This is a genomic window from Spirosoma daeguense (assembly GCF_054776875.1).
In genome coordinates, this window is the sequence record NZ_BAAHBF010000001.1 from 1,208,596 (window position 1) to 1,231,849 (window position 23,254).

The window sequence follows — 23,254 nt, forward strand, 5'->3', positions numbered from 1 at the left end:
ATACTAGGTATAAATAACTATAATCAAACGGGCATTCATTTGGTTAGAAAAAACGAGGTATCTTGCTTTAGTGCTGAGATACCTCGTTTTTATTTTAGCTATTCGAATGAATCACCTCGCTACTGCTGACTATCTGGTTTTCCTTGTCTATTTCGTTATTGTTGTTGGTTACGGTTACTGGGTTTATCAGCGCAGACGCAATAAAGAGATTAACACAACCGATTTCTTTCTGGCCGAAGGTTCGCTAACGTGGTGGGCAATCGGCGCGTCTCTAATTGCCTCCAATATTTCAGCCGAGCATTTTATTGGGATGGCGGGTTCTGGCTTCGCCATGGGGCTGGCGATATCATCTTATGAGTGGTTTGCGGCAGCCGTTCTGCTCATTGTAGCCGTATTTTTCATTCCGATTTACCTTCGAAATCACATCTATACCATGCCGCAGTTTCTGGCGAAACGGTATAGCGATACGGTAAGCACCATTCTGGCCATATTCTGGCTGGTTGTTTACGTACTGGTCAATCTGACGTCTATTTTGTATCTGGGTGCCATCGCTATCGAATCGCTGGTGGGCATTTCATTTACAGTGTGTACTATTGGACTGGCCGTGTTCGCCATTTTCATTACGTTAGGTGGCATGAAAGTTATCGGTTATACGGATTTCATTCAGGTGATTGTCTTGATTTTTGGTGGTCTGGTTGTTACGTATCTCGCGTTGGATCTAGTAGCTCAACAAACCGGTACGTCCAGTGTCTGGGAAGGCTTGCTTTCGCTTCAGCAAAAGGCCGATGGCCATTTTCACATGTTTTTCCCAAAAGGTCACCCTCAATACGACGTATTGCCCGGCATGGCGTTGGTTACGGGTGGTATGTGGCTCAATAATCTTTATTACTGGGGCTGTAATCAGTACATCGTACAGCGCGCACTGGGAGCAGACCTTAAAACGGCACGTAGCGGTATTCTCTTTGCCGCTTTTCTGAAATTGATGATTCCGCTAATTGTTGTCATTCCGGGTATTGCTGCCTACGTATTGTATCAAAGTGGCCCATTTCGCGATGCCATGACCGATGCTTCGGGCGTAGTAAAACCCGACCATGCTTACCCGGTACTAATGAATCTATTACCAGTTGGTATGAAAGGGCTGGCTTTTGCCGCACTAACGGCTGCTATTGTTGCTTCTCTGGCCAGTAAATGCAATTCGATTTCAACCATTTTCACGCTTGATCTGTACAAGAAATACGTTGACCCAATGGCTTCTGAAAAGAAACTGGTTAACGTAGGGCGTTGGGCTGTGATCGGATCGTTTGCTATTGCATTGGCGTTGGCACCTATGCTACGTTCGCTTGATCAGGTATATCAATACATTCAGGAGTATACCAATTTCGTTACGCCCGGTATTTTCGCCATTTTCTTACTCGGCTTTTTCTGGAAACGGGCCACCAACCGAGCGGCATTAACCGTTGCCATTTTAACCCTTCCATTTTCACTTGCCCTTAAATTCTGGCCTGAATTGATGAGTGCCCTTAATATTGAGGCCGACCCAATTCCATTTCTTCACCGAACAACCTGGGTTTTCTGCATCGACGTAGTACTTATGGTAGTGGTATCCCTAACCGATCCGGCCAGCCAGAAAGCGAATGATACAATTATTGTTGATAAAAGTATGTTTCGGGTAACACCTTCGTTTGTGGTTGGTTCTGTCATAATTTTCAGTATTTTAGGAATATTGTACACCGTTTTCTGGTAATTCCTTATGCCGAGAGTATTCGTAGCAATGCTTCTGTTTCTATCGACTGAGGCCGTCGCACAATTGCAGGTGAAGCTTGATTCATTAATGCAGACCACTACGCAAGCAACACAGCCCGGAGCGGCTTTATTGGTTGAAATAGACGGTAGGATCGTTTACAAAAATGGATACGGCTTGGCGAACGTAGCAACAAAGAAAAACATCAATGCAGAAACGAATTTTCGCATGGCCTCGGTAACGAAGCAGTTTACGGCCATGGGAATTCTATTGCTCGAAAAAGAAGGCAAACTGTCGCTCGATGACCCATTAATACGTTTCTTTCCGGAACTGAATAGTCAGATAGCCCGGAAAGTACAGGTCCGAAACTTATTGACGCATTCGTCGGGTATTCTCGATTACGAATCCCTGATGAATCCGAAGCAGAAAAAGCAACTGCTGGATGAAGACGTATTAACGCTTCTGCAAGACCGGGATTCACTCTATTTTGAACCGGGAAGTCAGTTCCGCTACAGTAATTCCGGTTATTGCTTACTGGCTCTCCTAATCGAACGCGTATCGGGCGATTCGTTTGCTGCGTTCCTCAATGAGCGAATTTTCAAACCGCTGAAAATGACCCAAACAGTTGTTTATGAGTCCGGCAAACCAATCATAAACCGGGCAATGGGTTATCGAAAAAAGGGTGCTAAGTTCGTTTTATTTGACCAGAGCCTGACCAGCGCAACTAAAGGCGATGGTGGTGTTTATACGTCGCTAACCGATTATCAGAAATGGACCGAAGCACTACGTAACAATACGTTGCTTAACCTTAAAACCGTTTTGGCGCGAACGAAGCAAACCATTCCTACAAAGGCCGGTAGTTATTATACCGCTGGCTGGTTTTTTCGTGAGCCTAATAGCCCCGTTTTGTTTCATTCAGGCAGCACCAGCGGTTTTAATAATTTTGTGGTATCAATTCCTGATAAAAAGTTTTTAATGGCTTATTTTTCAAATAAAGCCGATAATAAAGCCAACGCTGCCGCCGTATTAAAACTGCTGGCTGCCAACAACCCGGAACTTGGCGATATACTAGCGTTGGATACGTTGACTCAGTAACAATTTTTCTGGTTGAACCGAAGTCGTATCTTATTGGTTTTCAGCAGTAATTTTAAGAGATTTGTTGCCTAAATTTTATTAACCATGATAAGCGAAACCGCCCCTCTTAGCAGTCTTGATGTATGGGAAGATGATGTATTGAGCCGTTATCCCCAACCCGAACATAAATCGAAGGAAGATTACCGGAACTACGATACGCCAGAACGCGACACGGTTCGGGAATTTTACCGGCTGAATCACACGTATCAGACCTACGATTTCGTGCGGGAGAAAGAACGTGAGTTTCTGAAGTTCGACAAGAAAGAATTACCTGTTTGGGGGGCAATGGAATTCCTGAATACGCTGGTCGATGATTCGGACCCTGACACCGATCTTGATCAGCTTCAGCATTTACTGCAAACCGCTGAATCTATCCGTGCCGACGGTCATCCAGACTGGTTTGTGCTGACAGGTTTCCTGCACGACATGGGTAAAGTACTGTGTCTGTTTGGCGAACCGCAATGGGCTGTAGTAGGGGATACGTTCCCGGTAGGTTGTAAGCATTCCGACAAGATTGTTTATCCTGAGTTCTTCGCCAACAATCCGGATAGTTACGACGAGCGTTATAACACAAAATATGGTGTTTACGAGCCAAACTGCGGTCTACGTAACGTTCATATGTCGTGGGGGCACGATGAGTATCTGTATCAGATCATGAAGCCTTATATGCCAGAACCGGCGCTGTACATGATGCGGTACCACTCCTTCTATTCGCAACACCGCGAAGAGGCCTACAATCACCTGATGGATGAGCACGACCATGAGATGTTCAAATGGGTTCGGAAATTCAATCCATATGATCTGTACTCGAAGAGCCCTAAACCACCGGTTGTAAGCGAACTGAAGCCTTATTACGAAGAGTTGATTGCCAAATATCTGCCTGCTACGTTGAAACTGTAACGGTTTCTCGATAAGATACGTAACGTTCCGTAAGTAGTTGTTTTTCTTTCAGCTACTTACGGAATTTTTATTGCTGGATTATGTAGTTTTGGTTGTACTACGTATCCTTATGCTCCTCTTTTGTATCGCCGTTTATCTTCTATCGAACGTAGCAGTTGGTGTCTGGGCCGCTCGTAAAGTAACTACATCGCAGGATTTTGTGCTAGCCGGGCGCGGATTGCCGCTTTTTCTGGCGGCATCTGTTACGTTCGCCACCTGGTTTGGCTCCGAAACCATTATGGGCGCACCGGCCATGTTTGTTGAAGGTGGGTTTCTAGCCGTAATTGAAGAACCATTTGGTTCGGCCTTATGCCTTTTTCTGGTAGGCGCTTTCTTCGCCCGACCGCTCTACAAACTCAATATCACTACGTTCTGCGATTATTTTCGAATTCGATTTGGGCGTTCGGCTGAATTACTATCCGCGCTGATGGTGATTCCGTCTTACTTTAGTTGGATTGCGGCTCAACTTGTGGCTATTGGCATTGTTCTGAGCGTTGTAACCGACATTCCGCGTGAATACTGCGTTATTGGCAGTGCGGCTATTGTGATGATTTACACGCTGATGGGAGGGATGTGGTCGATTTCAGTAACCGATTTTTTTCATAATCTCATCATCATTATCGCTCTTGCCGTGTTAGCCGTTTTGCTCTGGAATGACGTTGGCGGCTGGCAGGTGATTAAACAGCGAACACCGGATGGTTTTTTCCGACTTCTACCCCATAATACGAGCAAAGACTGGCTTGAATATATTGCCGCCTGGATTACGATTGGACTAGGTTCTATTCCGCAACAGGACGTATTTCAGCGGGTTATGTCGGCCAAAAGCGAAACCATTTCGGTGCGGGCGTCTTATTTAGCGTCGGGCATGTACCTGACCATCGCCATGTTGCCGCTGTTTATTGCACTAAGCGCGAAATTGCTTCACCCCGATTTACCCAAAGATAATCAGCTCATTATTCCAAATATGGTGATGCAACATGGGGGACTGTTTCTGCAAATCCTGTTTTTTGGCGCTGTTACGTCGGCAATTCTAAGCGTATCGAGCGGGGCAATTTTGGCTCCATCGACTGTTTTTGGCGAGAACGTAATGAAATTTTTCCGACCTGATATTAGCGACAAAGACCTGCTAAAAACGATACGTTGGGCCGTAGTTGTGATTACAGTTGTGTGCGTACTGATGAGCACCACTCGTGACACCAATATTTTCGATCTGGTAGGCGAATCATCGGCTTTCAGTCTGGTTTCGCTTTTCGTGCCTCTGGCAACCGGTATTTACTGGAAACGGGCCAATATGACGGGTTGTCTATGGTCGATGGCTATTGGCTTCGGGGTGTGGATCGTTTGTCTGTGGCTGAAAACAGACTACCCAGCCCTTTTATGGGGTTTGTTAGCGAGCCTGATTGGGATGATAGCCGGAAGTTTACTCAGTTCGTCCGCTACGTATCCAGCAACCGACGGTGGTAATTAATCTGACCAAGGTGATACGTTAAGTGGGTGGTTAAATGCGTTAGGAAATAACCTGTCGACGTCGGTTTATCGAAAACCAGCATCGGATATTCTTCATTCAATTGTTCTTCTGTTACGTTCGCCAGACCTTTTGCCACAGCAGCTTTCGTTTCGTCTATTTTGGTTAATAACTCTGCTCGTGGAATATTTTTGAGCGAAAATTCAAGATCACGGTGGCGAACGTAACCCGTTTTGCCAAACTCTCCGCCAATGTATGTGTTCAGATTACCGACCAGATGCAGGCATAAGTTTCCCGCCGAATTGGCAATGTTTTTCTCAACGTACCAGATTTTCTGCTCGTCTTTGTAAAGACTGATTTCCGCTTTCAACTTCTCAAGATCGCGTTGAAATAGCGTGTTCACTACGTCTATCAGCATAATTAATTGCTATGAATACGTTGAATATCTTTATAAATTTTATTGAGAATGAATTTTATATAATGGCTAAAGCCTGTTTATGACTGAAGTACGGCAAATACGCAATTTTCTTTATCATAATACGAACCTTCGAGCCGTCATTCCCTTAATTTTGCTTTTATGCTATTATCCGATACTCCGACATTTACGCGTAAAATTCCCCAGATCTTAAAAGAGTCTGGATATAAAGACGACTGGTTTAAACCTGAATATATTGACATTCTTGAAAGCAAAATCACTGAACATGAAGGGAAAACAGGGAAAATTTCTTACAAGACGTCCTGCCTAATTCGCCAGAAAGAAATTGTTTTAACACCTGAAGAGATAGTTCGGCAACTATTCTTGCTAGTACTTACGAAAGACTATAGTTACCCTAAAGACCGAATTCAGTTAGAGTATCCTGTTACGTTTGGCTCTGATAAACGCCGGGCGGATATTGTTATTTCGCAGCGGGAGCGTATTGATACGCCGTTTATTATCATTGAACTCAAAAAGCCAAAATTCAAAGACGGAAAAGAACAGCTTAAATCATACTGCAACGCTACAGGTGCGCCCATTGGCGTCTGGACGAATGGTGGTCAAATATCCTATTATCACCGCAAAGACCCGAACTATTTTGAGCCAATACCAGACATTCCAAATGCTAACCAGTCGCTAACGGATATTCTGACAGAACGCTGGACAATGGCCGATCTCGTTAAGCATGATAAGCTTGTAAACGAGGGTAGGTCATTAAAAGACCTGATTCTGGAAATGGAAGATGAGGTGTTGGCGAATGCCGGGGTGGACGTATTTGAAGAGCTTTTCAAGCTCATATTTACCAAACTTTATGATGAGCTGGAAAGTGGACGTAATGCCCGGCGATTTCTAGAATTTCGGAATTATGGCGAAACTGATACAGATTTAAAAACCAAAATTGAGAAACTCTTCGAACGGGCCCGCAACCGTTGGGAAGGTGTGTTTCCTGTAGGCGATAAGCTCGAATTAACTCCTTCGCACTTAGCTATTTGCGTAGCAACGCTCGAAGGGGTTAAGCTATTTAACTCAAACCTCGACGTAGTAGATGAGGCTTTCGAGTACCTCATTAATAAAACAAGCAAGGGCGATAAAGGCCAATATTTCACTCCACGCTACGTGATTGACATGTGCGTGAAAATGCTTAACCCGCAAGAGCATGAGTACATTATCGACACGGCGGCTGGGAGTTGTGGTTTCCCTGTGCATACCATTTTCCATGTCTGGAATCAGATTCTGGAAGAGGAAGGTATTCCCAAAAGTCATCTTTTCACGACGGATAAAAAGCCTGCCCGCTGCGAAGACTACGTGAAAGAACGAGTTTTTGCTATTGATTTCGATGAGAGAGCCGTTCGGGTAGGACGCACGCTGAACCTGATTGCAGGTGATGGACAAACCAACGTACTGCACCTTAATACGCTAGACTGGGGCCGATGGAAAGAACGTACTGACGATGACCAGGCCTGGATTGATACGTATTACGAAGGCTGGAAACGACTCAAAAAACTACGACGCGACAGCAACAGCAACAAGGCGTTTAATTTCGACGTATTGATGGCAAACCCACCATTTGCGGGCGATATTAAGGAAACGCAAATGCTGACTAAATACGACCTCGGCAAGAAAGTAGTGTTTGATAAACTCAAACATACACCCGTCTTTGTCGACAAGGTTTTTGGTGGTAAAGACCCAGCGTTCCCCGATTTTCTGGGCATTAAAGGCGAGGAAGTTATTCAGATGGCCGATGGTTCATTCCGCAAGGTAAAATTGAACCAGAATACCTCGATGGGACGCGATGTGCTATTTATCGAGCGGAATCTCGATTTTCTGAAACCCGGCGGACGTATGGCCGTTGTTTTGCCACAGGGCCGATTCAACAACAGTAGCGATAAGTTTCTGCGCGAGTACATTGCCGATCGTTGCCGCATTCTGGCCGTAGTAGGCTTGCACGGCAACGTGTTTAAACCGCATACCGGCACCAAAACCAGCGTACTGTTTCTGCAAAAGTGGAACGACGACCCACAGGCGGGCGTACTCTGCCCCCGCCTAGAAGATTATCCGATTTTCTTTGCTACGATGCAGGAACCCAGCAAAGACAACAGTGGCGACAAAGTCTATCTAAGCAAACCCGACGGCGACGGCCCACTGCTTGACGAACACGGTCATTTAATTGTAAAACATGACCTTTTTAACCACGATGGCTTAACTTCAGATGGCATTGCAGAAGCATTTATTGAGTTTGCCAAAAAAGAAAAACTCCCGTTCTGGCTGGGAAAGGAAGTAGCCCTTTCAATGAAATAACGTACTCACGTTTATTGGAAGGGCTGGAGATATCAGAATTAAGTTTAGGAGAGGTCTTGAAAAGTGCTGAAACTCTGAGATTTGATAGTGATTTTTATGCGAAAGATTACTTACGTATTGCACAATTGATTGAACAGAGAAGCGATGAATTTATCAAGTTTGATAATCTAAAGTTAGTGGTAGATGGAAGTGCATTTTATCCCGCTCTTGAACCTTATTATAACACAGGTAACTATCCTTTTCTCAGAGTAGGGGATGTAAAGCAATACGTTGATTTTGGAGGGTGTGTTAAAATTCCACAGTCAATTCTTCCTGATTTTCCTACTCTCAAGAGCGTAAAGAAAGGCGATATTGTTCTAACTAAAGGAGGAACTATTGGTAATGCTGGTTTAATAACGCAGGATGCTTGCGTAAGCAGAGACCTTATTTTTATAAATTCATCTGTTTTACCAGAGCATGAATATGTGTCATTGTATTTATTCTTCCGCTCTGACTTTGCATATAAACAGTTAGTGAGGTCAAGTTCACAATCTGTACAACCACACTTAACCATAACATTAGTACGGAATCTAGATATTTTTCGCTTTAGCGAGCTATTTAAGCGAAAACTATCCTCTCTTTACGAGCTAGCCACCCAAACACAGGAGGGAAGCAAAGTTGCATACATCCGCGCCGAAAACTTGCTCCTAGATTCTTTAGGCTTGGATGCCGCTACGTTAGCCGAACTACAAGCGCCTTCACAAACGGTAAATGCTAACGTAAAATCATTTGCCAACTCGTTTTTGTCGTCAGGACGTCTGGATTCTGAGTTTTATCAGACGAAGTATGATGCTATTTATGAGATTATTGAGCGATCAAATCCAGAACAGATCGTTCGGCTAAAAGATATTTTACAATTTTTGACCAATGGACAAACTCCTTTACACCATGATCTTAGTATAGGCGAAGTTCCATTCCTTACAGCCGAACACGTATTTGATTTCAGAATTAATTACGATTCTGATAAGCGTATTACGTTAGAGCAACATTTAAAATTTAGAAAGACCGCTTTCAAAAAAAATGACGTATTAGTAACGATTAAAGGAAGAGTTGGCAATGCTGCTGTTGTCGACGAAGAAAACGTAGGTTTCTTTAATATCAACCAAGACGTAGCATTGTTACAGTTAATGCCTGGTATTCATCCCCACTACGTAGCAGGTTTTATAAATTCGCCGATTGGTAAATTACTTACTGAACGTATAAGTACAGGTCAAATAAATCCATTTCTTGGATTAGGTAATTTAGAAAATCTACTAATTCCAATTTATACAAATTCTAATGCTCTTGGAGAGCAAATAAAAACAGTTGTAAACGAAGCCCGCCAAACGGCTGATAAATCAAAATACCTCTTAGACCTTGCCAAACGCGCCATTGAAATTGCTATTGAAGAAGGTGAAGAACAGGCAATGGCACTAATTGACTCGCAAGAATATTAACCAATCAAACGCATGATTACGTCCGTCCAGATTACCAATTTCAAATCGCTGAAAAACGTCCAGTTAGAAACCCGTAACCTGAATCTACTTACGGGCCTAAACGGGTCGGGCAAAAGCTCGTTGATTCAGACACTTTTGCTTCTTCGACAAAGTGCAAGCGAAATTAGGCAAGGACGGCTATTGCTTAAAAATGAAAGTAATGACTTATTCGATGCGGGCGTAGCACAGGATGTGTATTATCAATGGGGTATTGAAAAGGAGATTAACATCGATTTGGAAATTGATCATGAGTCGCGATTAGACTGGCATTTTTTCTGCGATCCAATCGCTGAATCAGACACAAACGTATTAATCGCCCCTGAGCGCTATACAAAAGAAGCACTCGCTACGTGTTCCATCTTTTCTGGAACGGCTTTCCAGTATCTGAAAGCTGAGCGGACGAGTCCACAGAATAGCTATGCCAAAAATATTGATGTAATTGAAAATCAATTAAGTATTGGTACAGCCGGTGAGTATGCCGTACATTTTCTAAATCAGTATGGCAACTGGCAACGTGTTACAGACCCCGCTCTGCAACATCCGCACGCCAAATCAGAATTGCTTATTCATCAGGTAGATGCTTGGATGAGCGAAATTGCTCCCGATGTGCAGATTATTACCGAAGAAATTTCTAATGAAGAAGTTCGTCTAAGCTTCCAATTCGGCACTCGGAATGGAAAAACCACGCCAATAAAGCCAAAAAATGTAGGATTTGGTCTTACTTACGTATTACCAATCATTGTATCGCTACTATCGGCGGCACAAGCTGATAAGCTTATTCTGATTGAAAACCCCGAATCCCACATTCACCCACGCGGGCAGGTGGAACTGGGACGACTATTGGCTGGTTGTGCTCAAAGTGGAGCACAACTGTTTATAGAAACCCATAGCGATCATATTTTGAACGGTTTACGAATAGCCGTCAAAGAAGGGGTAATTGACCACAATAAAGCTGTTGCTTTCTATTTTAAGCGGGATGATGAAGATAATGCATCACAAGTTACACCCATCGTAATAGATACTAAAGGTAAACTCCATCGTCAAACTCAAAACGGCACTACAGCTCAGCTTCCGAAAGGCTTTTTCGATCAGTGGGTTAGTTCTATGGCTAAGCTTTTCTAGCTAAATGGAAGTATTTTTTAACGAATTATCGGTGCGCCCTGCTTCATCTGACGCTGAAGCTCATTACTGGATTGAAGTGTTGGCCGATTTACTTCAATTGTTACAAAAAGTAGTTGAATCTATTAGCGATGATCAATTCACCTTTAGGCGCAATGATGAATTTGGAATATTGCAAATAAGGCCATCGCAAACGATATATGAGTTCGTGCATGAACACTACGAACCACTTGATAAAGAATATGTGCTTTTGATTAGTTTGTTCAGTTCTCCGTGTATATCTGAAGATGACCCGCAACGAAGTGAGTTTGAATATACGTCGCTAGAATTTGCAGGGGAAGAGCAAGGAGTTACAGGTCTAGCAGCAGCTTATTTAAAAAATGCATTAGCTATCAGTTTTGGTAGTGATCCTATTTGGGACAAGTGTCATTATACCGCACAAATTAATCGGCTTGATGCCACTCATACAATAGTTTCAAGTTCAGAGCCAATTTCACACGCCAGCCAGAAACAACATATCTTAGATTGTCATTTAAACCTGTTAGCTAATCTGTTTAATTGGCAGAACCATCATCTTAAGTTCGATAGCACGACCAAAATACAGACTATACTTTCACTTATTGGATTATATAGTCTGCATGTTGAAAGTTGGCCATCATTTTACAACGAGTTATCACAGCTTAATGAAGGAGAAAGAGTAGCGTCCATCAACGTAATAGCAGAAAAAATTGCTAATGTCCAAAGATGGCAGCCAGCTACAGGCGGTTTAAAAAACCAAAACTCTAATCGAACAATTTATACAATTCCGAACTCCGATTTTATTGTCTCTGTAGACACACAACACGGTGAGTTTGAAATCCATAAGAATCAAAAGGGGAATAATCACTTAGGATCACTTTCATTTGATGGGAGAAGATTTAAACCCGCCATCAGTAATCGCTCCTTAAAAATTTAATTCAACAAAAAGCCAGAGCCTGTTTTCGCCCTAGCCAAAATATTGTTGTTCGATACGTCCAACGTAACCTAGATACGTTGCAGAGTTGAACCAAGGCTGAAGTTTGGCACCGATATTCGGATACAGATTCAGGGTATTTAGTTCAGAAACCGGCTTCCAGGCTAGTTCGAGTGCGGTTGTTTCGGCCGGATTCAATGTGGGCGTACCGATTATATTTCGGCCGGCAAAAATTACGTGTAATACGTCGTCGTTACGTTGCGAAAGTAGCATTTCGCCAGCAAGAACCATCTCACCAACCTCAACATCAACACCTAACTCTTCCTGAACTTCCCGGACAATTGTTTCGGGTAAAGTTTCTCCCCGGTCGGGACTGCCTCCGGGCAAGGCAAATACATCTTGTTCACCGTAGTGATAACGCATCAATAAGATTTCTACCTGACTATTGTTTTGTCTCCAAAGGAGAACGGCGGGACGAACTTTCATACTGCCAACTTAAAAAAAGCGGCTGGCTTTCCCAATTGATTTTTGGAAAACCAGCCGATAGATAAATCCAGCTATGTTTAAAGAGCATGTCTGGAGATTGAAATTAATTCAGATCACGCGAAGTTTCGAATAGGAACCAGATACGTTGTTCTGTTTCATCGATAAAGTTTTCGAGTACACTGGCTGTTGCTACGTCTTCTGCATCGTCGGCTAGTTTATGCGCATCACGCAGATGTTTCACCATTTTTCGATTTTCATGCTCCAGCTCTTTGAGCATATCCAACGGTTTTACAAAATCCTCGTCGTTGTCGTTCACCCGCTGTAACTGCGCAACGTGTGCAACAGAACGTAGTGTATTTGCACCTAATTTCCGAACTCGTTCGGCTAATGGATCTATAGTGGCAAAAATCTGTGCTGCCTGTTCATCGAACAGCAAGTGATAATCACGAAAATGTCGACCCGATACGTGCCAATGGAAATTTTTGGTTTTTATATAAAGTGCAAAAGCATCGGCAACTAGCCTGTTCAGTGCTTCTGCAACTTTTTCGCGCTCTTTGCCTTTCAGATCTGATGGGGTCTCGAGCTCTTCGATTTGATTAATAGCTTTCATAAACGGTTTTATTTGAGGTCAAAAGCCCATACCAAAATAACACCCGTTTACAGTCAATTGTTCGCCAAATGTATGCCTAAAAGCGTTTAAACAGTCTTCATTAAATATGATTAGGCCAGATGGCCATATAACCAGAAACGAAACTGTTTTTGCCAGTAATAGAGCCTTAATATAACCGTAAGTGCTACGTTTTTTAGTGGATTTTTCAGATGCCGCGAGCGAATCAGATTAATCTCATTATAAGACTTTTCCGTTGGCCCTGCACTATTGCCGCCAAGCATATAATTCGCAATACGCACTGGTACGTACTTACCGGGAGAACCTTTCAGATAAACAATTAGATTTAGCTCATAATCAGCCTGAATTGGCAATGCTACTTGATCATATTTAAAATCATCGAAGAGCGAGCGGTGATAAAATGTACCCTGATGATGCAAGGTATTTTGCATCAATGTTCGTGAACTAAGAAATGAACGGAATAAGTGGCCATTACTAAACACTACGTCGCCGAACACCACTTTATACGGGGAGGCCAGATGCTGGCTAATTTGAGCTAAAGCATCAGGGTAAAGTGTGTCGTCTGCTCCCAAAAAATAAATCCATTTACCTTTAGAGCGCTCGACACCTTTATTCATGGCATCAAAGATTCCCTTATCCCGTTCGCTTATCCACGTATCAATCTGACTATCGTAGCTTTGAATAATTTCCAAAGATCCATCTTTGCTACCTCCATCAATTACGACATATTCGAAGAGGTTTTTATCCTGATTTACTACGCTCTCGATAGTCGCTTTTAAGGTTGCGGCTGAGTTATAAACAACTGTAATGACAGAAATAAGCGGATTATTCATGTTTACTTCAAAAATTCAGTATTAATACCGGGGCTATTTTAAAAAAATGGAGACCGATTTACCATTATATCAATCTAAATATCAACTATTTACATAGTATTGGAGTTACATATAGAATCTGGCATTTTCTCATTTGTACATGAGCCACTACAATCAACGTTCATTGATCATAGTGGCTCATATAGGTTACCTAGTTCTATATTTTTTAATCTGTAGCAACGCCAAAGTATACGTATTCGAGAGGTGTTGGGCTGGTTGCTTCTAGCCGATGTAGTGTTCCGGCAGGGATACGTACGAATACGCCAGACTCCAATAGAATTTCCTGTTCTCCAACTACGTATCGGCCGGTTCCGCTCAAAAAATAGAAAAACTCTTCCATGGTTGCATGGGCATGCATTTCACAATAATCGCTACTGGAAAATTTGCCATAAGCAACCTGAGTTACATTTGTCGGGGTATCACCATTTGCCAAAAACACTTGCTTTACGCCTTGTGCGTGTGAAGTAAGAATAGGCTCCAGTGTTGCCAGAGATGCAGTTATTCGCTCCATTAAGCTTCGACGGCTTTCAGCGATTTCTCCTGAATTTGCTGAGAAATCCATGCGTAGGTTTGCTCAACACCATCGCGAAGAGGTGTTGTTGGTTGCCAACCCAACTTCTCCTGAATTAGTCGGTTATCTGAATTCCGTCCCCGAACGCCTAACGGACCAGGAATATTATTGATCGTCAGGCTTTTACCCGATATATCAATTACCATTTTGGCAAAATCATTCAGCGAAATCATCTCTTCTGAGCCAAGGTTAACAGGTCCAGAGAAATCAGAACTCATTAACCGGCGAATACCTTCAACACATTCGTCAACAATCAGGAACGAACGTGTTTGCAAACCGTCGCCCCAAATTTCGATCGAACCACCATCTTCGGCTAACGCTACTTTCCGACAAACAGCAGCCGGTGCTTTTTCGCGTCCGCCATCCCAGGTGCCCTGAGGGCCAAAAATGTTGTGGAAACGAGCAATACGAGCTTCTATACCGTGATTTTTCTGATAGGTTAAAAACAAACGCTCTGAAAATAGCTTCTCCCAACCATACTCACTATCAGGAGCAGCCGGATAAGCCGAATCTTCCGAGCATTTTGGGTTATCAGGGTCCATCTGATTGTACTCGGGATACATACAAGCCGAGGATGAATAGAAGATCCGTTTAACACCTTTATTTTTAGCCGCTTCGAGCACGTTCAGGTTGCAAAGCACCGAATTATGCATAATGGCCGCATCGTTCGTTCCTGTAAATACAAAACCAGCCCCGCCCATATCAGCAGCAAGCTGGTAGATTTCATCAAGATCGGCGGTAACAACTTCTTCTGCTATATTCGGATCTCTTAAATCGCCGATGATAAACTCGTCCGCATTATTATTGCCGTACTCATTTTCTTTAATATCAACTCCTCTTACCCAGTATCCTTCCGATTTGAGTCGATTTACCAAGTGGCCTCCTATAAAACCTCCGGCACCGCAAACAAGTGCTTTTTTCATAAATATAATCCGCTATGGAAAATAGTTTTGTACGTCAAAGTTGCCACCAAGATACAGGGATTTATCCAATTTTTGGCTATAACACAGCCTTTTTCGATCTAACTGCCCCAAAATAATCCCTTTACGGCTGTATTCGCCAAGTTGTGTTATATCAGTACATTAGGTGCTAAAACAAATTAAAATCGTGCCAGAACCTTTTCCGAAATAGTCTTCCCGATCGATAATGACGACGTAGCAGCAGGCGATGGCGCATTCACTACGTTAACAGCCTTGTCGGTTTCAAGAATGGCAAAATCGTCGAGCAAGCCACCTGTCCGGTCGCAGGCCTGTGCACGAACGCCAGCACCGCCCGGTTCCAGATCGGCTTCCTGAATATCGGGAATAAGTGCTTGGAGGGCTTTTGTAAATGCTGATTTCGAGAACGAACGGTACATTTCGCCCAAGCCCGTTTCCCAATATTTGGCAGCTACTTTCTGAAATCCCGGCCATGATAGCGTTTCAAACAGCTCTTTCAGGTTAATTGCCGATTTAGTGTATCCTTCGCGTTGAAATGCGAGGACCGCGTTTGGGCCAGCCTCGACGCCACCGTGAACCATACGGGTAAAGTGAACTCCCAGAAATGGAAAATTAGGGTCAGGAACCGGGTAAATGAGATTTTTAACCAGATATTCCTTATGTGGTTTTAGCTTAAAATATTCTCCGCGAAAGGGAACAATCCGCACATTAACACCATCTGGTTGAGTAAGTTGTGCAATTTTATCAGAATACAGTCCGGCACAGTTAACTACCAGTTTGGTTTCGTAACGTCCTTTATCAGTAACGACAATGCTTAGGCTATTACCGGGTGTTACCTGAGTTACCCGTTCATTGAACCGGATTTCTCCCCCTAACTCCTGAAATTTGAGTGCATACTTTTCGGTAACCTGCTTGTAGTCAACAATACCGGTTTGCGGAACAAACATACCGGCAACGCCATTTACGTATGGCTCAATTTCCCGCATTTCGGCTAACGTGAGTTTTTTCAAACCGGTTAAGCCGTTTTGCTGACCACGCTGGTGTAAAGTTTCCAATTGCGGAAGTTCTTCCTGTTTGGTCGCCACAACAATTTTACCACAGAGGTCGTAGGGAATCTGTTCCGCATTGCAGAAATCGATCAGCATCTGATAACCCCGGATACAATTGGTTGCTTTCAGGCTTCCCGGTTTATAATACAGTCCGGAGTGAATTACTCCGCTATTATGGCCTGTTTGATGACGGGCAACTGACGATTCTTTCTCAAGCAGGATGATACGTAAACTGGGGCGTTGTTGTTTCAACTGTAAAGCGGTGGCTAATCCCACAATACCTCCGCCAATAATCACTACGTCTGTCATGTTGGTGTTCGTCAGCGGGTTGCTGGCGGCATATCAAGTATATCTGGTAGCTGTATATTCCATTGCTACGTTCCTACAAAGTTACGGGTAACTACAAAAAAATGGACGTAGCAGAATTATTGCTACGTCCGTTCCTTCCTTTAGCTGTTGTTTACCATTCTGACCAACCCGTTCGCTGAGGTTTTACTCGCAAAAGGTCAATACGGCAGGGATTCTGTCAATTCGGTTGTATTTGTCTGAAAGATGCAGAATCGCTCTGGTCAGTTGGCAGATTGGGATGAAAGGCGTATAGGATAGACGAACGGTTTCTAACGAAGCTGCCCTTCGATCCACTCCAGCCCTCGACCATAGAGCGCATAAGCTAATCGAACCCGATTATCGAAATCATCATTCGCTGTTTTCTCAAATTTCATGTATTGACGTATCAGTCTCGCATTATCAACAGCCAAAGGCTGATCGTATTCAGGTTCTGTTTCAGTGCGGAACGTAGCAAATGCGGATGCATCGGCTTCGAAATGCTGATAAAATAAATGTCCACGAGGAGTTCGAACGGCGCACAAAATACCACTTGCCCGGCTGGTGGATGGTGCCAGACTGCCTTCCTGACCGCGTTTGAGTACAATAACGGCATCGAAACCGGCCATTAAAGCCAGTTCAGCCATCTTCATTTGATACGTAATATGAAAAACCGACGTAACCAGAATCTGGGCGTGGCAGGGATTAAGCACTTTTTCGAGTGTGGCCAGAAAAGGTCGTTTAATCATTATATGCCGTCGGTCGACCCACCGGTTCAGCGAAGGTGACAAAGCTTTCTGATCGAGCACCCAGCCGTACGAATCGAGTGGTGTATCGAGTTCATGATTGCTTTGCAGAAACTGGCAACCCAGATGCAGAAACACATCGAGTGCATTCAGCGTAAACTTTGGTCCACCTGAACGCCCTACCAATGACACCGCCCCATAGCCTTTCTTCTGGAAAAACTGAGCCAGCAAGGGAGTAATCATATAGCTATTCTCAACTCCGTCGAAGGGTTCCGCTAGTTGAACCAACGGTCGGTCGGCGCAACTCATCTGACGGAAACCCGGCGAAAATGTTCGCTCAGCGGCCCGCATTAATCCCAGATATTCGTCGTTGGTTTCGTGACGAACGCGCATAATACTCGCAGCCAGTGCTCGAAACAGCTCGCAATTTTCGTGACTGTATAGGTAATCCCCCAATTGCTCGGCCTCGGTCACTTGCAGATGTCCGCCCCGCACCAGTTTGGTCGCAATGGGCAAGAGTCCGCCAGGTAAATCAGGGCAGAGTTTATTGATAAAAAAAGTTGGGTGTGCGAAAGCACCTTTCCCTATTACATCTTCAAGTGTTCGCTCTTCGGGCGTGGGTCCTTTGGCAATCAACGAGCCCAGAAAAGCCCCTTTTTGAAGCGGATGAGCCGTTGGGTCAGCTAATGCAGTTCGACATTCAGCCAGCAATTCGGGCGTAAGCGGTTTGCTTCCATACTTACCAATACCAATATGTTTGATACCCCGGCCAAGTGGCGTATCGGTAGGAGGTACATCCATCACCATACGAATGACAGGTTTAAAACGGGAGAAAGGGATCTAAGTAAAAGTAACAAAAAGCGGCTATTTACCATCGGGGCAACTAACTCTAAATCAATTTTTTCGGCCACTTTCTTCGGACGTTTATGCCAAATCATGTTAGGGTGCTATAGCGGTTAAGCCAAATTCCGGCTTTCCTTAAAAACTATAGTTGCTACGTTCTGTTTCGACGATTCTGTTACGTACAACCGTCGAAACAGAAAACAATTTATATGCCGATGCACCTTTTTTTACGTTATTAATCCAATGAGGATACGGTTGCGGACTGGTTTATGCGGCTTTGGATAACGTATCGTTACGTAATAACAGCAGTTAAGTTAGCTCCACCGTTTAGGCAATTTCGGTGCCTATCTAGTTAATCCTTTATTTTTGTACTCAAATCAATTGGCTTCGGTTTATATGGCAGAACGTATCGCCTATGGAAAAACCTGGTGGGGTCAGGAGTGGCTCAAAGCCCTGACAAGCATCGACATGGCGAATCGGCTGCCACGTGGAAAAACGTATGCTAATCAGGGAGCCGTTCATAGTTTAACGATCAACCAGAATCAGATTAGTGCGTCGGTTAAAGGCAATGCGCCAAGGCCTTACAAAACCAAGCTTTCGGTACCGTTGCTGACCGATCAGGAGAAAGAATGGCTTTTGACCGAAATCCGCGAGAACCCTGCTACGTTGGCACAGCTTCTAAACCGCCAGCTTCCGCCTGAGTTAACCGAGTTTATGAATCGCCGGGGTATTCAATTGTTTCCCCGTTCGTTTCGCGATTTGTCGATGGGTTGTTCTTGTCCCGACGAAGCCGTACCCTGTAAGCATTTGGCGGCTGTTATCTACATTATAGCGAATGAAATTGATCGAAATCCGTTTCTGGTTTTCCAGGTTAAAGGTCTTGATATTCTGGGTGAACTTCAGAAAAGTCAGCTTGATCGGGTAGGAGGGGCGTTAGATGCGGTTCTATCACTCAAAGAATTAGGTACGGATGAATTGCCCGATGATGAAGACTGGCAACCTGACGAAAAAGCACGTGCTGGTCTCGATTTTGCCACCATTCCACTCCTGACGGAACAACTGCTGGAGCTTCTTTCCCCCGACGTTACGTTCGCTAAGGGCGATTTTCACAAATCACTCACAAAAGCATATAAGCTATTCAGCAAAGCCTCGATTACCGAATCAGCAAAAGAAAAATCGTCAACGGATGACGATGATGAATGGCAGCTCGATTTCAGCGATAGTGTTGAAATGCAACTCGACGAAACGATGTCTGTCAAGAAAATCAGCATGTTCAGCGAACATGGTGAACAACGGTCGTTACGTGGTTTCAGCCTGAGCGATTTAATTGCCTGGCTCGGTACGTTAACTGAAGCCAACTGGCCCGAAATGAGTGATTCGGTACGTGGTCTGTACCTGACTCAGCAATTTTCGGCGGCTTTACTACGTAGGGGAGCAGTTGTGCCTCAGTTGCTTCGTGTTGGCCCCAATGAAGAGTTATACCGGGTTCGATGGATACCTGCTACGTTGAACGAAACCATTAAACGATTGACCAATCTGGTTGCTACCCAGCTTCCTCCGGCGTTGTTAACGATTCGTTGGCAAAAAGAGTGGTTAGCCTTACCCAATGAGCAACAGGTGCTTACGCTGTGTTCACTTTTTTTACGACGGGCTATAAAACCGGCAACTATCGAACTTTGGGAACGCTGGCCGCTTGAAGATGCCGATCGGCTTTTTTTTGGTATTGAAACACTACGTTTCGAAGGATTTGGGCGGAAGGAAATGCCGTTGGCCATGCAGTTGTGGCTCAACGATTTCTTTCTGACTCATAAGCGGTTCGTACCAATTCTGGCGGTAGAAGACACCGAACTTGGTGATGAATTTCACCTGCGTCTACTCGTTCGCGACCGGGAAGCGAAAGCAACCGATGCGCCAATTCCGCTCCCCGATCTATTGACCAAAAAGAAACATGAGCCAATTCGGATGGCTGTTTTACAGGATTTGCTGGTGCTCTCGCGCCATTTTCCTGATCTGGCCCGGCTTACAAAAATGGGTGGACCCTCTTATCTGACTTATTCGCCCAGCTTATTTGTCGATGTGTTGCTCGATACCTTGCCACGAATGCAGTTGTTAGGTATTGCGCTCTGGTTACCTAAGTCACTTCAACACTGGGTACGTCCGCAGGCAGGTGGTCGGTTGAAAGCAAAAGTGACTGCTGAAAATGCTTTTATGCGACTCGACGATATGCTTACTTTCGACTGGCAGGTAGCGCTCGGAGACGAAATGGTTAGTTTGAACGAGTTTCAGCAATTGGTAGGACGTAGCACGGGGCTGGTCAAAATAAAAGATCAGTACGTATTGATTGACCCTAATGAGCTGAACAAACTTTATAAACAACTCGAAAATCCACCTGAGTTAACGGGTTCTGAACTACTCAAAGCAGCTTTATCAGAAGAATACAAAGGTAGCCGTCTGGGTTTATCTGCTGATGTACAGAAGCTTCTGAAACAATTCACCGAAAGTGCTGCGCAACCATTGCCTGAATCACTAAACGCTACGTTACGTCCGTATCAACAGCGGGGTTACGACTGGTTACTCAAAAATACGTCGTTGGGTATGGGAAGCCTTTTGGCCGATGATATGGGATTGGGTAAAACCCTACAGGTTATTTCGGTTCTACTGAAATTCAAGCAGGAAGGTCGCTTCGGTAAACAAAAAGGGCTTATTGTGTTGCCCACCACGTTATTGACGAACTGGCAGAAAGAAATTTCACGGTTTGCCCCGGATTTACAGGCCCGGATTTATCACGGCTCAAACCGAAAACTCCCTGAAGACAAAGCTGATACGTATGATTTGATGCTCACTACGTATGGCATCGTACGTAGCGATCTCGATAAATTGAAGAAACAAAACTGGGCCATCGTAATTATTGATGAAGCACAAAACATCAAAAATTCGGATACTGAGCAAACCAAAGCCGTAAAATCGCTCAAATCGCCGATTCGTATTGCGCTTAGCGGAACACCCGTCGAAAATCGATTGTCAGAGTTCTGGAGCATTATGGATTTTGTGAATAAAGGCTACTTGGGTGGACTTACCAAGTTCAATGAAGAGTTTGGAAAACCAATTCAGCAGGAGCGTGACCACCAGAAACTCGATTTATTCCGGCGTGTAACCAGTCCCTTTTTGCTTCGTCGGCTAAAAACGGACCGTAGTATTATTAGTGATCTGCCCGATAAAATTGAGAATAATCAATTTTGTTCGCTCACTACCGAGCAGGCTGCGCTCTATGAGAGTGTGGTTCAGCAAAGTTTGCGGGCCATTCAGCAAAAAGAGGGTATTACCCGGCGCGGTTTGGTATTAAAGCTAATGACAGCGTTGAAGCAAATCGGGAACCATCCACGTCAATATCTGAAGCAGGGAGCCGATGCGCCTTCGCTTTCCGGAAAGACCACGATGTTACTCAACTTGCTGGAAAATATATATGCCAGCCACGAAAAGGTCCTGATTTTCACGCAGTACTACGAAATGGGTGAATTGTTGAGCCAGATTATTCAACAAACGTTTGGCACGCAGCCGCTCTTTTTACACGGTGGTACGTCGCGCCCGGATCGGGATGAAATGGTGGAACAATTTCAGAAAAACCGTTCCGACCAAACCTTTATTTTATCGCTTAAAGCAGGGGGAACTGGCTTGAATTTAACTCAGGCAAACCACGTAATACATTACGATTTGTGGTGGAATCCGGCCGTTGAAGCCCAGGCAACCGACCGGGCTTTCCGGATTGGTCAAACCAAGAACGTATTGGTTTATCGACTGATCAACCAAGGCACAATGGAAGAAAAAATCGACGCTATGATACGTAGTAAAAAAGAACTGGCCGACCTCAGCGTAAAAACCGGCGAAACATGGCTAGGCGACCTTACCGACGCTGAACTGAAAGAATTAGTAGCGTTAGGGTAACTTTTAATGTAAATCAATTCAGACATTTATTGGTATAAATAGCCAAACCGTCAATCAATCATCCGTCTTAGGCTATCATATTCCGAACGTTCCAGAATATCTATAGCTCCATCAGTAGCCAACCGGATTTGGTCACGACACTTATTAATACGTGATAAAAGTGGTTGAATGATTGTATTGCTGTGGTTAACAAAATCAAAAAGATCACGCTCGCTAGCAGGGAGCTTATATCCTTTTGAACTACTGGCAATTAATACGCCCGCATCACGTAAGGGAGCAATTACGCGTGTCTGAAAGTAGTGCAGCGAAATGGCAACACCGCGTCGGTCTTCAACGTGTTTAATCAACTCTCGACTTGAAATGTAGCGTGTAGGATCAATATGTCGGAAATGAAAAAGCAGGTAAGTTAAACAGGTGAGTTGGTCAATTTCTTGGTGAGAGCGGCTAGTCAGCTTTCGGTGAACAAATTCTTGGGCCAGATTTACGCCTAAATCAGCTAACACAGGATGGTATTGTTCTTGGTTTAGAGAAGTTTTTACCAACGAAGGAGCAAATACATCAGGCCAGTATTTCAATGCAAGCAGTTTCGGACGTAACAATTCAATGAATCCCTGCCGCTGATCAGAAATAACGGTTTCATCATAGCAGCGAGCCAATGTCCCTGCTACAAAATCGGCAGCCTGAACAAGCACACTACCCTTATCGTTGACAAAGCCGAAACTGGATTGATTAAATAAGTTGGGAATATGTTGATCCTGAACGTATCGAATAAAACCATCCATAAAGGTTTCACTACCATGCGTGTCTGCGATTAGCTCCAGATTCGGAAATGTTTTGTATAATTCACGGTCAGCTAAGCCGTGCAAGAATTTATAGAACGATCCTTTGTAACGCAATCCCTCTCCAGTCAATTGACGTTTGTCGACAACCAGAGCAAAAATTTGGAATGGGCTATCTAACAGAGCTGCCAATATCAGCTTTCGCCGTTTGGCGTCATCACCAACTTTAGACGATTTGATTGGGCCATTCTGGAAAAATCGTTTACGAACTGCTTCTATTTTTTCTTCAGCTTCGGGCAATTTATCCTTGGGCAACGTAAGGGCAGCTATAATAAAGTGGGTAGAAACCTGTCGTTTAGTGAAGTCAAGGCCATTATTACCCCATTCGTCCAAAAAGGCAATATGGTTGTGCATAGTTTGTTAGCTTCTATAAATACAA

The 23,254-nt window shown here is 44.0% G+C and carries 18 protein-coding genes; 9 read left to right on the forward strand and 9 right to left on the reverse strand.

Going from position 1 to position 23,254, the window contains the following annotated elements; genetic code table 11:
* Nucleotides 1–106 precede the first annotated feature (106 nt).
* From ACYVD4_RS04720 to ACYVD4_RS04735, 4 genes are all read left to right on the forward strand, one after another.
* Nucleotides 107–1,744 carry a sodium/sugar symporter gene (locus ACYVD4_RS04720; RefSeq protein WP_460942890.1) on the forward strand — a complete coding sequence of 546 codons (1,638 nt, stop codon included), beginning with the start codon at nt 107–109 and terminating at the stop codon, nt 1,742–1,744.
* Between the two features lie 6 nt (nt 1,745–1,750).
* On the forward strand, nt 1,751–2,836 hold the full coding sequence (locus ACYVD4_RS04725; protein WP_460942892.1) for a serine hydrolase domain-containing protein: 1,086 nt from the start codon (nt 1,751–1,753) through the stop codon (nt 2,834–2,836).
* An 84-nt stretch (nt 2,837–2,920) separates the two neighbouring features.
* A complete protein-coding gene (locus ACYVD4_RS04730; RefSeq protein WP_460942894.1) occupies nt 2,921–3,775 on the forward strand; it encodes an inositol oxygenase family protein in 855 nt (284 codons plus the stop codon).
* Nucleotides 3,776–3,884: 109 nt separating this feature from the next.
* Nucleotides 3,885–5,282, forward strand: coding sequence for a high affinity choline transporter 1 (locus tag ACYVD4_RS04735; protein WP_460942896.1), 1,398 nt, complete (start codon nt 3,885–3,887; stop codon nt 5,280–5,282).
* Here the strand turns inward: ACYVD4_RS04735 and ACYVD4_RS04740 are convergent.
* Nucleotides 5,251–5,697 carry a DinB family protein gene (locus tag ACYVD4_RS04740; protein WP_460942898.1) on the reverse strand — a complete coding sequence of 149 codons (447 nt, stop codon included), beginning with the start codon at nt 5,695–5,697 and terminating at the stop codon, nt 5,251–5,253. The two genes, ACYVD4_RS04735 and ACYVD4_RS04740, sit on opposite strands and share 32 nt — an antisense overlap.
* Nucleotides 5,698–5,856: 159 nt before the next feature.
* On the opposite strand from ACYVD4_RS04740, the gene ACYVD4_RS04745 reads away from it, so the two are divergent.
* The 4 genes from ACYVD4_RS04745 to ACYVD4_RS04760 are packed head-to-tail and all read left to right on the forward strand — an operon-like array spanning nt 5,857 to nt 11,640.
* Nucleotides 5,857–8,052, forward strand: coding sequence for a type I restriction enzyme HsdR N-terminal domain-containing protein (locus tag ACYVD4_RS04745; RefSeq protein WP_460942900.1), 2,196 nt, complete (start codon nt 5,857–5,859; stop codon nt 8,050–8,052).
* Between the two features lie 14 nt (nt 8,053–8,066).
* Nucleotides 8,067–9,527, forward strand: coding sequence for a restriction endonuclease subunit S (locus ACYVD4_RS04750; protein ID WP_460942902.1), 1,461 nt, complete (start codon nt 8,067–8,069; stop codon nt 9,525–9,527).
* A gap of 12 nt (nt 9,528–9,539) precedes the next feature.
* On the forward strand, nt 9,540–10,688 hold the full coding sequence (locus ACYVD4_RS04755) for an AAA family ATPase (RefSeq protein WP_460942904.1): 1,149 nt from the start codon (nt 9,540–9,542) through the stop codon (nt 10,686–10,688).
* Between the two features lie 4 nt (nt 10,689–10,692).
* Nucleotides 10,693–11,640: a hypothetical protein gene (locus tag ACYVD4_RS04760; protein ID WP_460942906.1), complete on the forward strand. Its 948-nt coding sequence runs from the start codon at nt 10,693–10,695 to the stop codon at nt 11,638–11,640.
* Nucleotides 11,641–11,670: 30 nt separating this feature from the next.
* Here the strand turns inward: ACYVD4_RS04760 and ACYVD4_RS04765 are convergent, their stop codons facing one another.
* The 7 genes from ACYVD4_RS04765 to ACYVD4_RS04795 form a co-directional block, all read right to left on the reverse strand.
* Nucleotides 11,671–12,123, reverse strand: a complete 453-nt coding sequence (locus tag ACYVD4_RS04765) for an NUDIX domain-containing protein (RefSeq protein WP_460942908.1) — start codon at nt 12,121–12,123, stop codon at nt 11,671–11,673.
* A gap of 103 nt (nt 12,124–12,226) precedes the next feature.
* The gene (locus ACYVD4_RS04770) at nt 12,227–12,733 is read right to left on the reverse strand and encodes a Dps family protein (RefSeq protein ID WP_460942910.1); all 507 of its coding nucleotides are present in this window, start codon (nt 12,731–12,733) and stop codon (nt 12,227–12,229) included.
* A 110-nt stretch (nt 12,734–12,843) separates the two neighbouring features.
* Nucleotides 12,844–13,584 (reverse strand): glycosyltransferase family 2 protein, encoded by a 741-nt coding sequence (locus ACYVD4_RS04775; RefSeq protein WP_460942912.1) that lies wholly within the window; start codon nt 13,582–13,584, stop codon nt 12,844–12,846.
* A gap of 205 nt (nt 13,585–13,789) precedes the next feature.
* On the reverse strand, nt 13,790–14,134 hold the full coding sequence (locus tag ACYVD4_RS04780) for a cupin domain-containing protein (RefSeq protein WP_460942915.1): 345 nt from the start codon (nt 14,132–14,134) through the stop codon (nt 13,790–13,792).
* The gene (locus tag ACYVD4_RS04785; protein WP_460942917.1) at nt 14,134–15,117 is read right to left on the reverse strand and encodes an NAD-dependent epimerase/dehydratase family protein; all 984 of its coding nucleotides are present in this window, start codon (nt 15,115–15,117) and stop codon (nt 14,134–14,136) included. The genes ACYVD4_RS04780 and ACYVD4_RS04785 overlap by 1 nt, the downstream gene beginning before the upstream one ends.
* Nucleotides 15,118–15,293: 176 nt before the next feature.
* Nucleotides 15,294–16,490, reverse strand: coding sequence for an L-2-hydroxyglutarate oxidase (gene lhgO / locus ACYVD4_RS04790; RefSeq protein ID WP_460942919.1), 1,197 nt, complete (start codon nt 16,488–16,490; stop codon nt 15,294–15,296).
* Between the two features lie 308 nt (nt 16,491–16,798).
* Complete coding sequence (locus tag ACYVD4_RS04795; protein ID WP_460942921.1) at nt 16,799–18,058, reverse strand: anthranilate phosphoribosyltransferase; 1,260 nt, start codon at nt 18,056–18,058, stop codon at nt 16,799–16,801.
* Between the two features lie 432 nt (nt 18,059–18,490).
* On the opposite strand from ACYVD4_RS04795, the gene ACYVD4_RS04800 reads away from it, so the two are divergent.
* Entirely contained in the window at nt 18,491–22,036 is a 3,546-nt protein-coding gene (locus ACYVD4_RS04800; protein WP_460942923.1) for an SNF2-related protein, read from the forward strand.
* Nucleotides 22,037–22,086: 50 nt separating this feature from the next.
* Here ACYVD4_RS04800 and ACYVD4_RS04805 read toward each other — a convergent pair whose 3' ends face one another.
* Complete coding sequence (locus tag ACYVD4_RS04805) at nt 22,087–23,229, reverse strand: DUF3800 domain-containing protein (RefSeq protein ID WP_460942925.1); 1,143 nt, start codon at nt 23,227–23,229, stop codon at nt 22,087–22,089.
* Nucleotides 23,230–23,254: the final 25 nt, after the last annotated feature.

Coding starts and splice junctions, on each gene's coding strand:
- lhgO (WP_460942919.1), bottom strand. CDS start 16,490: ATGACAGACGTAGTGATTATTGGCGGAGGTATTGTGGGATTAGCCACC.
- ACYVD4_RS04720 (WP_460942890.1), top strand. CDS start 107: ATGAATCACCTCGCTACTGCTGACTATCTGGTTTTCCTTGTCTATTTC.
- ACYVD4_RS04760 (WP_460942906.1), top strand. CDS start 10,693: ATGGAAGTATTTTTTAACGAATTATCGGTGCGCCCTGCTTCATCTGAC.
- ACYVD4_RS04745 (WP_460942900.1), top strand. CDS start 5,857: ATGCTATTATCCGATACTCCGACATTTACGCGTAAAATTCCCCAGATC.
- ACYVD4_RS04765 (WP_460942908.1), bottom strand. CDS start 12,123: ATGAAAGTTCGTCCCGCCGTTCTCCTTTGGAGACAAAACAATAGTCAG.
- ACYVD4_RS04730 (WP_460942894.1), top strand. CDS start 2,921: ATGATAAGCGAAACCGCCCCTCTTAGCAGTCTTGATGTATGGGAAGAT.
- ACYVD4_RS04785 (WP_460942917.1), bottom strand. CDS start 15,117: ATGAAAAAAGCACTTGTTTGCGGTGCCGGAGGTTTTATAGGAGGCCAC.
- ACYVD4_RS04795 (WP_460942921.1), bottom strand. CDS start 18,058: ATGGTGATGGATGTACCTCCTACCGATACGCCACTTGGCCGGGGTATC.
- ACYVD4_RS04740 (WP_460942898.1), bottom strand. CDS start 5,697: ATGCTGATAGACGTAGTGAACACGCTATTTCAACGCGATCTTGAGAAG.
- ACYVD4_RS04725 (WP_460942892.1), top strand. CDS start 1,751: ATGCCGAGAGTATTCGTAGCAATGCTTCTGTTTCTATCGACTGAGGCC.
- ACYVD4_RS04755 (WP_460942904.1), top strand. CDS start 9,540: ATGATTACGTCCGTCCAGATTACCAATTTCAAATCGCTGAAAAACGTC.
- ACYVD4_RS04735 (WP_460942896.1), top strand. CDS start 3,885: ATGCTCCTCTTTTGTATCGCCGTTTATCTTCTATCGAACGTAGCAGTT.
- ACYVD4_RS04780 (WP_460942915.1), bottom strand. CDS start 14,134: ATGGAGCGAATAACTGCATCTCTGGCAACACTGGAGCCTATTCTTACT.
- ACYVD4_RS04775 (WP_460942912.1), bottom strand. CDS start 13,584: ATGAATAATCCGCTTATTTCTGTCATTACAGTTGTTTATAACTCAGCC.
- ACYVD4_RS04800 (WP_460942923.1), top strand. CDS start 18,491: ATGGCAGAACGTATCGCCTATGGAAAAACCTGGTGGGGTCAGGAGTGG.
- ACYVD4_RS04770 (WP_460942910.1), bottom strand. CDS start 12,733: ATGAAAGCTATTAATCAAATCGAAGAGCTCGAGACCCCATCAGATCTG.
- ACYVD4_RS04805 (WP_460942925.1), bottom strand. CDS start 23,229: ATGCACAACCATATTGCCTTTTTGGACGAATGGGGTAATAATGGCCTT.